This is a genomic window from Erythrobacter insulae (assembly GCF_007004095.1).
Taxonomy (GTDB): Bacteria; Pseudomonadota; Alphaproteobacteria; order Sphingomonadales; family Sphingomonadaceae; genus Erythrobacter; species Erythrobacter insulae.
The window spans coordinates 1,968,632-1,981,432 of the sequence record NZ_VHJK01000001.1; the positions used below are offsets into that span (position 1 = coordinate 1,968,632).

At 57.3% G+C, this 12,801-nt stretch carries 10 protein-coding genes and 1 tRNA gene; 9 read left to right on the forward strand and 2 right to left on the reverse strand.

The window, feature by feature from the left end; translation table 11 throughout:
- Positions 1-11: 11 nt before the first annotated feature.
- Genes FGU71_RS09255 through FGU71_RS09285 form a run of 7 tightly spaced genes read left to right on the forward strand, consistent with a single transcriptional unit; the run spans position 12 to position 10,459 of the window.
- Positions 12-2,453 (forward strand): VirB4 family type IV secretion/conjugal transfer ATPase, encoded by a 2,442-nt coding sequence (locus FGU71_RS09255; RefSeq protein WP_142788299.1) that lies wholly within the window; start codon positions 12-14, stop codon positions 2,451-2,453.
- Positions 2,450-3,634, forward strand: coding sequence for a type IV secretion system protein (locus FGU71_RS09260; RefSeq protein WP_142788300.1), 1,185 nt, complete (start codon positions 2,450-2,452; stop codon positions 3,632-3,634). Before FGU71_RS09255 ends, FGU71_RS09260 begins: the two co-directional genes overlap by 4 nt.
- The gene (locus FGU71_RS09265) at positions 3,631-4,440 is read left to right on the forward strand and encodes a TrbG/VirB9 family P-type conjugative transfer protein (RefSeq protein ID WP_142788301.1); all 810 of its coding nucleotides are present in this window, start codon (positions 3,631-3,633) and stop codon (positions 4,438-4,440) included. The genes FGU71_RS09260 and FGU71_RS09265 overlap by 4 nt, the downstream gene beginning before the upstream one ends.
- Before the next feature lie 49 nt (positions 4,441-4,489).
- Complete coding sequence (locus FGU71_RS09270; RefSeq protein ID WP_142788302.1) at positions 4,490-5,611, forward strand: TrbI/VirB10 family protein; 1,122 nt, start codon at positions 4,490-4,492, stop codon at positions 5,609-5,611.
- A gap of 14 nt (positions 5,612-5,625) precedes the next feature.
- On the forward strand, positions 5,626-6,675 hold the full coding sequence (virB11, locus tag FGU71_RS09275) for a P-type DNA transfer ATPase VirB11 (protein ID WP_142788303.1): 1,050 nt from the start codon (positions 5,626-5,628) through the stop codon (positions 6,673-6,675).
- A gap of 44 nt (positions 6,676-6,719) precedes the next feature.
- Positions 6,720-8,912, forward strand: a complete 2,193-nt coding sequence (locus FGU71_RS09280) for an RNA degradosome polyphosphate kinase (RefSeq protein WP_142788304.1) — start codon at positions 6,720-6,722, stop codon at positions 8,910-8,912.
- Complete coding sequence (locus tag FGU71_RS09285) at positions 8,909-10,459, forward strand: Ppx/GppA family phosphatase (protein WP_142788305.1); 1,551 nt, start codon at positions 8,909-8,911, stop codon at positions 10,457-10,459. Before FGU71_RS09280 ends, FGU71_RS09285 begins: the two co-directional genes overlap by 4 nt.
- Before the next feature lie 24 nt (positions 10,460-10,483).
- Here FGU71_RS09285 and FGU71_RS09290 read toward each other — a convergent pair whose 3' ends face one another.
- Positions 10,484-11,347, reverse strand: a complete 864-nt coding sequence (locus tag FGU71_RS09290; protein WP_142788306.1) for a queuosine precursor transporter — start codon at positions 11,345-11,347, stop codon at positions 10,484-10,486.
- A gap of 61 nt (positions 11,348-11,408) precedes the next feature.
- Between FGU71_RS09290 and FGU71_RS09295 the strand changes: the two genes are divergently transcribed.
- Positions 11,409-11,485: transfer RNA gene (locus FGU71_RS09295), tRNA-Arg, on the forward strand.
- 125 nt (positions 11,486-11,610) lie between these two features.
- Positions 11,611-11,952: a hypothetical protein gene (locus FGU71_RS09300; RefSeq protein WP_234035711.1), complete on the forward strand. Its 342-nt coding sequence runs from the start codon at positions 11,611-11,613 to the stop codon at positions 11,950-11,952.
- Here the strand turns inward: FGU71_RS09300 and FGU71_RS09305 are convergent, their stop codons facing one another.
- Positions 11,953-12,732: an NUDIX hydrolase gene (locus tag FGU71_RS09305; protein ID WP_142788307.1), complete on the reverse strand. Its 780-nt coding sequence runs from the start codon at positions 12,730-12,732 to the stop codon at positions 11,953-11,955.
- Between the last annotated feature and the right edge of the window lie 69 nt (positions 12,733-12,801).

A 12,801-nucleotide genomic window follows, 5' to 3' on the forward strand; every position in this document is an offset into this window, starting at 1 on the left:
GGCCGGGAATAATGGTTAAATGGATCGGAGCGGCCGCATGGAGCGCGAAAGAAGCGCGCGCTGGCGACCGTTTGCCGTACGAACGGTTGATTGACGAAAACACTGTGCTGCTGCGCGATGGATCGGTCATGACTGCGATCCAGGTGCCTGGCCTGTTGTTTGAAACCGAGGATTCCGACGCGCTAAACGCCCACGCTGCGACGCGTGAGGTGATGCTGCGATCCACGCTGGATGCGCGGTTTGTGCTGTATCATCACGTGATCCGCCGCCGGGTCGAGGTTGAGCTGGATGCGGAATTTGCAGACCCGCTATCGCGTCATATTGATGCGCGATGGAAAGAGCGATTGGCGGGCGGATCACTGTTTATCAATGATCAGTTTGTCACACTGATCCGCCGGCCCGCGCGCGGCAAAACCGGCCTGCCAGAGCGTATTTCGAAATTCTGGAACCGGCGCGGTCAGGAAGAGCTCGAAGCGGATTACAAGGATCTGCGCAGTCTGAAGGCGGCGGCCACAGGGCTTGTCGCCTCGCTTTCCGCTTACGGCGCGACCATATTGGGCGATTATTCGGCACCGGGCGGCGGGACCAATTCGGAAATGCTCGAATTGCTTTCGGCGATATACAACGGTGAAATGCGTCCTGTTCGCCGGCCGCATGAAGACACCGACATTGGCCAGATGCTGCCGTATCGCCGTGCGAGCTTTGGTCTGGATGCGATGGAGCTGCGCGGCAGCTCTGATCCAGAATTTTCGGCGATCCTTGGGCTGAAAGACTATCCTGAGGCAACATCGCCCGGCTTGCTCGATGGATTGCTGCGCCTTCCGTACGAGATGGTCGTGACGGAAAGCTACGCGCCGAATGAGCGCACTACAGCCCGTGAACGGATCGATCTGGCCTTGCGCCGCTCCCGCTCGGTGGATGAAGATGCCGCCGCCGAACGTGCGGATATGATGTCTGCGCGTGATGCCTTGAGCAACGGAGCCGTCGGTTTTGGGGATCACCACCTCACTGTGTTGGTGCGTGAAAGCACCCTCGACCGGTTGGATGTTGCAACCGCAGCCTGCGGATCTGCATTGGCAGACACGGGCGCCATCGCCGTTCGTGAAGACACCAATCTAGAGCCGTCTTTTTGGGCGCAATTCCCCGGTAACGAGGAATATATCGTACGCCGCGCGCTCATTTCATCGGCCAATATGGCAGGTTTCGGCAGCTTCCATGGCTTTGCACTGGGGCAGGCAGAGGGGAACCATTGGGGCAGCGCCGTGACTCTGCTGGAAACGACCAGCGCCACACCGTTCTTTTTCAATTTCCATCACGGAGATTTGGGCAATTTTTCGGTCATCGGGCCATCTGGTTCGGGCAAAACTGTCGTGATGAACTTCCTTGCGGCGCAAGCGCAAAAGTTCAAACCGCGCACGATCTTGTTCGATAAAGATCGCGGTGCCGAGTTGTTTATCCGCGGCATTGGCGGGCGTTACGACCGGATCAATCCGGGCGAGCCGACCGGTTTTAACCCGCTGTCTTTGCCCGATACGCCTTCCAACAAAGCATTCCTGCGCGATTGGCTCGCGGTGCTTTTAAAAGCGGACGGACCCGAAGAATTCGCTACGATCAGCGCGGCTGTCGATGCTGCGTATCAGAACGATCCAAGCCTTCGCCGCCTGCGCCACTTCAAAGAATTGCTCGCCGGTGCACGCCGGCCGCAACCGGGCGATCTCGCAGACAGGCTCGGCGCGTGGATCGGCGATATCACCGGCGATGGCGGTGAATATGCATGGCTGTTCGATAACGAAGCAGACCTGCTTGATCTTGATCAGCGTGTGCTTGGTTTTGACATGACGCAGCTGCTTGAAAACCCACGTTTGCGCACGCCGGTGATGATGTATCTGTTCCACCGCATTGAAGAACGGCTTGATGGGGAGCCGACCATGATCCTGATCGACGAGGGCTGGAAGGCGCTTGATGATGAGGTGTTTGCGGCGCGCATCCGTGACTGGCTCAAGACTTTGCGCAAACGCAATGCTTTGGTCGGGTTTGCCACGCAATCCGCGCGTGATGCTTTGGAAAGCCGTATCTCGACCGCATTGGTCGAACAAACCGCGACGATGATCTTCATGCCCAACAGCCGGGCACGGCCAGAGGATTATTGCGACGGTTTTGGCCTGACCGATCACGAATTTGCCCTGATCCGCACATTGCCCGCGCACAGCCGCTGTTTCCTTGTGCGCCAGCCCGATGCCAGCGTCGTCGTGCGGCTTGATCTGTCGGGCGCTCCAGAGGTTTTGACCGTGCTGTCTGGCCGCGAAGCTTCTGTCCGGCGGCTCGATCTGCTTCGTGAAGCTGTCGGTGATGATCCGTCGCAATGGTATCCGGCGCTTACAGGTCATGCATGGCCCGAGGCCACAGCGGAGGTGGACGAACACGGCGAACCTGTCTGGCAGGCGGCCGAATGACAACCACGTGCGATCTCGCCGCTCAGGAAATGGGCACGGGTGTTTCCGCTGCGCTGACTGCGGTGGATTGCATCGCCTCGCAAGTGAGCGAGCAGGCATTTTCGCGCATATTCGGAGCCGATGGCGAGCTGGCCCTGGCGCTTACATTACTGCTGGTGTTTTACGTCGCATTTTTCGGGATCAGTTTGATGCTGGGCCGCACCAACGTGTCCATTCGGGCATTGGTGCCGAAAATGATGACGCTGGGTCTTGTTCTGACTTTTGCGACCAGCTTCGCTGCTTTTTCTGCCATTTTCTACAATTTGTTCGTCGACGGGCCGGATCAAATCGCGAGCGCAATTACCGGTGCAGATGGATCGGCCACCGCTACATTTGCGCAAAAGCTCGATGTCGTGTTCCTGGCGGTTCAACAGGCCAGCGGTGACACGACCGATATCAGCGCGTTCTCGCCACAGGGAATGATGTGGATCGGCGCGATGCTTTTGCTGCTGGGTACAGTTGGCCTGTTGGTGACCGCGCGTATCGGTCTTGCGCTGCTTTTGGCGGTAGGTCCGATCTTTGTCGTGCTTGCGCTGTTCAATGGTACGCGCGGCCTGTTCACAGGCTGGCTGAAAGGTGTGACCATGCTGGCGCTTGCGCCGCTGTTCGCGGTGCTGGGCGGTTCGATCATGCTCGAAATGGCGGTTCCCATCCTTGCGGCTTTGGTCGCTGTGCCGGGACAGATCGACCAACAGGCGGCGATGGCATTCTTTCTTGTCGGGTCGGTCCATATCGCTTTGATGTTCATCGTCTTGAAGGTCGCCACCACCATGGTTTCAGGTTGGCAGGTTTTTGGTCTGGTGCCGCACAAGGATGAGCCCGTTCGAGGCGGAGCCGTTGCAGCGCCAGCTGCCGCAGCGTCTGCCAGCTCGGCGCCGGCTCGGGCAGCGCAAATCGCGCCGGCCGGCACCGCCAATCGGCGGCGCATGGATGTTGCCCCTCAGGCTACGGTCATATCCGCCGCCAATGATAGCGGCAGCGGCAGAGCAACCATTCGCGAGACAAAGGTTTTTGCGACATCTTCGGGGGGCGGTCAGGCCGCGCCGCTCAATCCATCCACGTCGCGCACGCGCGGCATCGGCAACCGGTTCCGTTCAGCCGGCACCGCAAGAATAGCATCCAGACCGGAGAAAACTTCATGATCCGTGCCGGCACCTTTCGGCTGTCGATTTGTGCGTTCGCACTCGCTTTTGCGCTGCCTGTTCAAGCGCAAGACGACGTTCGCCTACAGACCCGTACTTATGACGAAGGCAGCGTGTTCACCATTTCGGGCAGGGTCAAAGTTCAAACCACGATCAAGTTCCGAGAAGACGAAGCGATCGAAAATGTCGCGATAGGCGATAGTCAGGCATGGCAGGTGCAGCCCAACAAGGCGCAATCTTTGTTGTTTGTGAAGCCGCTTGATCCCAATGCAAAGACCAACATGACTGTCGTCACGAGCAAGCGGACCTATCTTTTCGATCTGGTTGCAAGCCCGCGCAACACGCCGCTTTATGTGATGAAGTTCACCTATCCCGAGGCCGAGAAGGCAGAGGAAGAGGCCCGTCTTGCAGCGGCTCAGGAACAAGCGCGCGAGGCAGCGACGCCTGTAGAATTGGCGGCGGCCAATGATCCTTATGCTGTCGCGGATCCCGAAAGTTTGAATTTCGCATGGGTAAGTTCCGGGGTCACGGCGCTTGTGCCCTCGCGCACGTATGACAATGGTGATGCGGTGTTTCTGACATGGCCGATCGGAACGCCGATCCCGGCCATTCTCGTTACGAATTATGACGGCGAGGAAGGGCCGGTAAATTTCACGGTTCGCGGTGATACCGTTGTTCTGGACACCGTTCCTGCAAAAATCATTTTGCGTTCGGGTGCGGACACCGCAACCCTCATCAATAATGGCCCTGTGCCAACCGATCCGCGCAGTGCAGGAATATCGGCAACCGGGGACACTGGATCATGAGCCGGGCGAATGACATTCAGACCGGGGAGCAGAAGTAATGCGTTTGGCTATGCGTCTTCCACCTAAAAAGGGTGCAGCTGATGGTTCGCCGTCCGGTGACCCGCGTGAGAGCGAATCCGCCGAGATTATCGACCTTGCGAGCCGCAATGGTTTTCCAGCGGTCATTGATCGCAAGGCGAAAACCGAAGGGCTGGGCCCTGCAGCCGGTGTGGCGATTGTGGGTCTTTTGGGTGCGGTAACCTTTTGGGCGATGCAAGCTGCGCAAACCAGCGATCAACCGGCACCGGTTGGCAATCCGAACGTGGCACCGCCTGCGCAAGTCGCAGCGGTTCCGGTTTCGCCCACGCCGGTTGATGCCCCTCAGGAAGTGTCACCCACTCCTATCGCCGTACCGGCGCCGATCCTGTCGAACAATCCCAACACCGGCAATTCGCCGGCCACCAATCCCTATGCCAGCCCGACAATGGTTTACGATGCAAGCACAGGCTCGCAAGGGAACCGGTTAGTGGAAGCGCCCACGGCTGCAACACCGGCGGGCGGGGCAAGTACGGGTGATACCGGCGCGCTTGGCTCTGCGGCAGCCTTTGCGAGCCGTGTCGGCGGGGTAGGGGGCGCACCTGCGCAGGCGCGCTCGATGGTGAACCCTTCAACCACCGTTACCGAAGGCACTTTGATCCCTGCGATCCTGGAGACGGCGATCAACACCGATGTGCCCGGCTATGTCCGCGCTGTCGTAAGCCAGGACGTGTTGAGTTTTGACGGCAAGAAAGTGCTCGTCCCGCGATCGTCACGTTTGATCGGTCAATATCAGTCGGGCGTTCAGCAGGGGCAAAAACGTGCCTATGTGATCTGGACCCGTTTGATCCGGCCAGATGGCGCATCTGTGAACATCGCCTCACCTGCTGTCGCTTTTGATGGCACCACCGGGTTGGAGGGCGAGGTCGACAGCAAGTTTTTCAAACGGTTTGGCTCGGCTTTGCTGCTTTCGCTGGTGGATGGGTTGGGTGCAATCGCCTCTGGCGGCGCCTCGGTTGTCCTTGGCGGCGGACAAAGCGCGGCCAGCACGGCCTTGCAACAGGACGGTCAGATCAGCCCCACAATCCGCGTTAGTCCGGGTGAACCGATCCGCGTGTTTGCCGCGCGCGATCTGGATTTCAGCACGGTTCAATGATTGCAGGCTGAACCATGAGCGCGGACATCCATCCCTTATCCTCAAAAGGCGAAGCCGCTGAACAGGCAAGCAGCGCCGAGGCGGCTGCGACAGACAGCTTGATCGCAATGGGAGAGCGCAGCGTCTATCTCGATGCCTATCTACAGCCGTTCAAACGCTGGCTGGATAAGGACACTGTGACCGAGATCATGGTCAACGGACCGGGCGAAGTCTGGATTGAGGACGCGTCCGATCCCGGCATCAAGAAGATCGTCACGCCCGAAATTGATGATCGTTTGGTCCAGCGTTTGGCAGAACAGGTCGCGCGGGTATCGCATCAGGGGATCAATCGGGAACACCCGCTGTTGGGGGCGACATTACCCGACGGTGCGCGTATTCAATTTTGCGGACCGCCTGCCAGTCGTAAACACTGGATCATGGCTATTCGCCGTCACCGGCGGCTGGATTTGCCGCTGGATGCGTATGATAACGGGCCGCTGTCCGGTGAAACCGTGGTTGCGATGCCAGACCCGCAAATGGAACCGATCGCATATCTTCGCAAAGCGATCCGCAACCGCAAAACAATCCTGATTTCCGGCGGCACCAGCACAGGTAAGACGACGTTTTTGAATGCCATGCTTGGCGAAATACCGGTGCAAGAACGCGTAGTGATGGTCGAAGACACGCCTGAATTGAAATTTCCCGGCGAGAATTCTGTCGGCCTTGTCGCGGTTAAAGGCGAGCTTGGCGAAGCGAAAGTCACAGCCAATGAATTGCTGCAAGCGGCGCTTCGGCTGCGGCCTGATCGGATCGTGCTAGGCGAATTGCGCGGAGAAGAAAGCGTATCATTCCTGCGCGCAATCAACACGGGCCATCCGGGCAGCTTTTCGACCATTCATGCCAACTCGCTACGCGGCGCTCTCGAACAGCTTTCGTTGATGGTGATGCAGACCGGAATTGGTCTTACGCGGTCTGACACGATCGCGTATTCGGCAAGCGTCATTGATGTGATCGTGCAATTGGGCCGCGATGCCAACGGCAAGCGCGGAATTACGCAGATCGCAGATAGCAAGTCGCTTGTTTGACCGGTTTAATATCTGATGATCAACAAGGGGTAGCAGACACTCGTATGGGCAGCACGCCGATCATTGATACCGCAAACCAGCCTCCAGTTGCGTCTCCTTCTGCCGTGAATCCTGCACCAGAGGGTGCATATTTCAACCGGGAATTGTCATGGCTGTCCTTTAACGAACGCGTTTTGGCAGAGGCCAGCAACGAGCGTTATCCTCTGTTGGAGCGGCTTCGGTTCCTGTCTATTTCTGGCAGTAATCTTGATGAATTCATGATGATCCGGGTGGCTGGGCTTGTCGGCCAGGCTCAACGCGGAATTGGCAAACCGGCAATCGACGGGCGGTCACCGACACAGCAATTGGCGGCCATTCGCGACAAATTGGCCATGCTGTCCACTTGGCAGCAGGATATCTGGCGCAATCTACGAGATCGGCTTGCGGATGCAGATATCCATGTCGCTGATGAACACCGCGTCCAGCCGGCAGCGCACGAATGGCTGGAATCGTTCTTTCTCGAAGAAATCTTGCCAGTGATTACGCCGCAAGCTCTTGATCCGGCTCACCCTTTCCCGTTTGTGCAGAATGAAGGCATGGGCCTGTTGTTCACTTTGACGCGGGATGCGGATCAGGAACAAATCATCGAGATGATCCTGATCCCTGGCGCTTTGCCACGGTTTGTCCGTGTGCCGGGCGATCATGGCGGGCCGGGAGAGGCAATCTACATCTCCATCGCCAGTCTGATCCAGCGGTACGCCCACATGCTGTTTCCCGGTTTCACAATTGAAGGGGACGGGCTTTTTCGCGTCTTGCGCGATAGCGATATCGAAATCGAGGAAGAAGCCGAGGATTTGGTCCGTATTTTCCGCAGCGCCATTCAACGCAGGCGGCGTGGTCAGGTTATCCAGCTTGAACTGGAAGATGACTTTGATCCCAAAGCAGAGGCCGTCTTGCTTGAACAGATCGGCGTTCACGAGGCCGCGGTGATCAAAACAGATGGGATTATCGGCCTCGATGGGCTTGCCGAGATTGTGAATGAGGATCGGCCGGATCTCAAATTTGATGCCTATTCGCCGCGCTACCCCGAACGTATTCGAGAGCATGATGGCGACGCGTTCTCTGCAATCCGCAAAAAAGACATAATCATCCACCACCCGTATGAAAGTTTCGAAGTGGTGGTCGATTTTATCAAGCAGGCAGCGGAAGACCCCGATGTGGTCGCGATCAAGCAAACGCTCTACCGCGCAGGTTCGCAATCCGCGGTCATCAACGCGCTGATTGATGCGGCCGAACGGGGCAAATCCGTCACCGCCGTGGTCGAGCTGAAAGCCCGTTTCGATGAAGAGCAAAACCTGACTTGGGCAACCAAGCTGGAGCGCGCCGGCGTGCAGGTCATCTATGGTTTCACGGATTGGAAAACCCACGCCAAGATCGCGATGGTGGTGCGCCGCGAAGATGATGGTTTCCGAACCTATTGTCACTTTGGAACGGGCAATTACCATCCCGTCACTGCAAAAGTTTATACCGACCTCTCTTTCTTCACGGCTGATCCCAAACTGGGGCGCGATGCGGCCAAGATGATGAATTTTGTGACCGGTTATGTCGAACCGCGCTCGCTTGATCTGATCTCAATCGCGCCGCTCGATCTGCGTGAGGAGCTTTACAGGCGGATCGACACCGAAATTGCGAATGCGGGCAAGGGTAAACCTGCTGTTATCTGGATGAAGTGCAATCAGATAACTGATCAGGGCATTATTGACCGGCTCTACGCCGCGAGCGATGCGGGGGTTCGGGTTGAACTGGTGGTGCGCGGCATATGCTGTCTGCGCCCGGGCGTTCCGGAATTGAGCGAAAACATCCGCGTTAAATCAATCATCGGACGCTTTCTTGAGCACAGCCGGATTTATGCTTTTGCCAATGGCGAACCGATGCCGGGACCCAATGCGGCTGTGTTTATATCATCCGCAGATTTGATGGGGCGCAATCTGGACCGGCGGGTTGAAAGTCTGATCCCCATTCTGAACCGCACAGTCCATGATCAGGTTTTGCAGCAGGTCCTGCTCGCAAATATGCTCGATACGGATCAAAGTTGGTGGCTGCACGGCGATGGCAGTTATAGCCGCGTCGAGACAGATGGAACGCCTTTTAACTGCCACCGTTATTTTATGACAAACCCTTCGCTTTCAGGACGAGGCGGGGCGCTTGAAACGGGCGGTGTGCCCAAACTTTCGTTACGCAAAGGGCGCGCCGGATGAATCTCAGAAAAAAACGCGCTGAACGCGATGGTGCATTCTCTGGTGCTACGGCGCAGCGCGCGATCATCGACATCGGATCGAACACGGTTCGTTTGGTGATCTATGGCGGTACGATGCGCGCGCCAACGGTCCTTTTGAACGAGAAGGTTGCGGCAAAACTTGGCCGTGACATTGCAGAGACTGGTGAGCTTGCAAAAGAAGCGATTGAGCTTGCGATGCGCGGTCTCAAACGCTTTGCCGTGATGCTCGATGATTTGGGCATTGACGATGTAGAGGCGGTTGCAACTGCCGCCGTGCGTGATGCGAGCAACGGCGATGAATTCGTGAATGCACTGCGCGAGCTTGGTTTTGATCCGCGCGTGATTTCCGGCGAAGAAGAGGCCTGTCTGAGCGCAAACGGCGTGGCCGGTGCATTCCCCGGCGCCAGCGGCACAGTTGCCGATTTGGGCGGCGGAAGCCTCGAGCTTGTTGAAATAAACGGCGGCGAACCGGGGAGCGCGACATCAGTTCCCTTGGGCACTCTGCGTCTGCCGGATTATCGCGATAAAGATGGCAGCGATTCCGATATGCGCAAATCGCTGGAAAAAGCGCTCAAGAAAGGCGCGAGCGATTTCGGAAGCAAATCCGGAATTGAAAAGCCGCTTTATCTGGTCGGGGGAACGTGGCGGACAATGGCCGTTTTCGCGATGCAGGAGCAGGGGCATCCGCTATCCGATCCGCACGGTTTTGAGCTATCGGCAAAGCAAGCGAAAGAGCTGGCTAAAACACTTGCAGATCAATCGCCTGATGAGTTGAAGGCGCGCGATCGGATTTCGTCAATGCGCGCGGAAAAATTGCCCGATGCGGCGGTGTTGTTACAGGCGCTATTGGCGCGCATTCAGCCGAGCGAATTGGTGTTTTCTTCATGGGGACTGCGTGAGGGATTGCTGTATGACCGGCTGCCTGATCACGGCAAATCAAAAGACCCCTTGCTTGCCGGGATCGGTGTTTTCGCGACCCAGCGCGGCGCTCCGCAAACTTTGGCTGCCCGCATTGCAGCATGGACTGTTGATGCGGCACCATCTGGCGATCACGGGACCGAGCGGCTTCGGCTGGCGTCGACGATGCTCGCGCTGGCATCTATGCAAATCGAGCCGAACATACGCCTGCCTCAGGCTATCGATTGGGCGCTGCATAAACGCTGGATCGCAATCTCTTCGCAAGAGCGCGCGATGATGGCGGCGGCGGTTGCGGCAAATGGCAACCATATTCAACTGCCGGACGAAATCACCGAACTCGCCAGTGCCGAAGCGTTGAACGAAGCAATCTGTTGGGGGCTGGCGGTACGCCTAGCCCGGCGAATAGGAGCAAATTCCCAGCGCTCGCTTCAGGTAAGCCGATTGATCGTGCGCAATGGGAGCTTGGTCTTGCGGTTAGAGAAAAGCCATGAGGCATTGTTTGGTGTGCCCACCGAAAAAGATATCAAACTTCTTGCGGGCCGGCTTGGTATCGAGTGGGATGTGGAAATCGTTGGTGATGGCGAATTGCACCTGGACAGGCATGATTGATCTGCACCTGTCCGAGTTTTAAGATCAACCTTCGGCGCGGCGTTCCTTCGATGAGAAAGGCGAGAAATCGGTTTCTGTATCGAACAGATCGACGCCCTCGGCTTTCTTCAATTTTCCGACGACTAGATAGGTGACCGGGGTAAGGGCAGCCTCCCAAACGACTTTCAACAGCCAATTGGTTATCATGACTGTGATCACGGCCTCGGTCGTCCAGATACCGTAAAAGGCGATCGGATAAAAAATCAGGCTGTCGACGCCTTGGCCTACTACGGTTGATCCAATGGTGCGCGTCCACAAGGCTTTGCCTTTGGTCCAAACCTTCATCTTGGCCATGACGTAGGAATTCACAAACTCGCCTGCCCAGAACGCAGTGATGGATGCAAGGACGATGCGCCATGTGCTTCCGAACACCGATTCGTATGTTTGCTGGCAGATCGAGCCGGGCACGCTGTCACTCGCTCCCTTCAATATAAACGCATCCGAAGCAGAGCATGTCCACCCGTCGAATGCAGGCAGGCTGACCACAATATAGCTCATGAACGCGAGGAACAGCATTGCGGCAAACCCGGTCCAGATAACCCGCCGGGCCCGTGCAAAGCCGTATATCTCGGTCAGGATGTCACCGATGACATAGCCCAACGGGAAAAAGAGGATGCCCGCGCCATAGATGAATACACCATCTGCGGCGGGCCACCATCCGGCGGGCCACCAGCTGACTTCGACAAAAGTCAGCTTGGCCGCGCCGATAATGTTTGACAGCAATAGTATCGCGACAAACGCCGCCATGACGAAATCATAATAGCGAAACGCGACCGGCGCGTTGCTGGTCGCGACGATCCCGTCGTCGGGATCTGTATCGAAAGCTGCTGCTGGATCGCTCTTTTCCATATTTAGGTGCCCTAGCGTGATTCCCATGTGCCGAAAAGCACGCTATTGGACCAATCGGCGCGCGCCCGTAGCTCATCTGGATAGAGCGCGAGACTTCTAATCTTGAGGCAGCAGGTTCGAGTCCTGCCGGGCGCGCCATTCTCACTTCATCCTGATCAAAGCACGCCCGGCATGAGTTCGCCTGTGTTGGGCGTTCAGGGTTGGGCGAGGTTCATAATCGCGGTCACAATTTGCGTATTCCTAAACGCGAATGGAGACGGACGATGAAACCTATTGCTTCGATTATGCTGGCGGCCGCTGCGCTGGCCACCCCGGGCGCGGCGTTAGCGCACCCTATTATTGTTGAACGCGACAGGGGATTGCCGATCGCTCCCAACAATGACAGCAATTCGTACTGGCTGGATTTCAAGACCGATATCAGCGAGGCAAAACGCGAGTTGAAAAGCGACCTGCGCCGGGCAACCGACGATGAAGATCGCCGTGACGCGCGCGAAGAATATCGTAGCGAAATCGCTGATGCCAAACATGATTACCGCAAGGAAATGCGCGAGCGTGGATACCGGGTCGCGAATTTCCGAGAGGATCGCCGGTTCTCGCTTCGGTAATCAGCCGCGCTTGACTGTCGAAAGCAGCTCGGCGGTGATCGGATAACCGGCATCTTCCATGATCGTCAGCATTGGCTGATCATTGCTGTCGTCGATTTGCGGGATGATCGTTTTGACAGGGATTGCCTCTGCATGGGCGCGCGCCTCATCGAAATTCGCGAACAATGCGAGCCGTTCAAGGTTGCGGCGGGTCGGAAAGATCAGCTTGATTTCGCCGCGCCCCGCCGCGTCAATCGCGCCTTGGGCACTGGTCCAGAACAGTCGCGTATTCTCTGAATTGTCGATCGACACATCGACCTCCCCGGTTCCCAGATCGGCAAGGTAGAAACGGGTGTCGTACACGCGCGATAGCTTTTCATTTTGCGGAAACCAGCGGGCGAACGGAACTATCTGGTCAAGGTCCAGATCCCATCCGAATGCGTCGAGAACCGGAGCAAGTGCTCCTTCTGCCTCGATCATAGTGCGCGCTCTTCTGGCGCTATCGGCGGTTATGTCCCCCGATAGGCCAAGGGCGAGGCCCGTCTCTTCCAGTGTCTCTCTGATCGCAGCGATCTGATGCGCGATCTCATCGACGCTTAACGTGCTGTTTTTCAGGGTTTCAGCCAGTTTAAAATCTGCAGGATCCACGCGGCCACCGGGGAAAACCGCCATGCCGCCTGCAAACGCCATGTTCCGCGAGCGTACCGTCATCAGCACCTCGGGAGGGCCGCCATCCGAAGCGGTTCGAAAAATCACGATCGTTGCTGCGGGGATGCCCTCTGGGCCTGTTTCGCTGGTCATGGTTGCATTGATGACGTGCGCGGCCGCTCTTGCCAAGTCTTTGCAATTATTCGCGGCTTGCGATTGGTC

Bases quoted from the DNA above. Each gene is read 5' to 3' on its own strand.
- FGU71_RS09300 (WP_234035711.1), top strand. From the start codon at position 11,611: ATGAAACCTATTGCTTCGATTATGCTGGCGGCCGCTGCGCTGGCCACC.
- FGU71_RS09305 (WP_142788307.1), bottom strand. From the start codon at position 12,732: ATGACCAGCGAAACAGGCCCAGAGGGCATCCCCGCAGCAACGATCGTG.
- FGU71_RS09260 (WP_142788300.1), top strand. From the start codon at position 2,450: ATGACAACCACGTGCGATCTCGCCGCTCAGGAAATGGGCACGGGTGTT.
- FGU71_RS09255 (WP_142788299.1), top strand. From the start codon at position 12: ATGGTTAAATGGATCGGAGCGGCCGCATGGAGCGCGAAAGAAGCGCGC.
- FGU71_RS09270 (WP_142788302.1), top strand. From the start codon at position 4,490: ATGCGTCTTCCACCTAAAAAGGGTGCAGCTGATGGTTCGCCGTCCGGT.
- virB11 (WP_142788303.1), top strand. From the start codon at position 5,626: ATGAGCGCGGACATCCATCCCTTATCCTCAAAAGGCGAAGCCGCTGAA.
- FGU71_RS09280 (WP_142788304.1), top strand. From the start codon at position 6,720: ATGGGCAGCACGCCGATCATTGATACCGCAAACCAGCCTCCAGTTGCG.
- FGU71_RS09285 (WP_142788305.1), top strand. From the start codon at position 8,909: ATGAATCTCAGAAAAAAACGCGCTGAACGCGATGGTGCATTCTCTGGT.
- FGU71_RS09265 (WP_142788301.1), top strand. From the start codon at position 3,631: ATGATCCGTGCCGGCACCTTTCGGCTGTCGATTTGTGCGTTCGCACTC.
- FGU71_RS09290 (WP_142788306.1), bottom strand. From the start codon at position 11,347: ATGGAAAAGAGCGATCCAGCAGCAGCTTTCGATACAGATCCCGACGAC.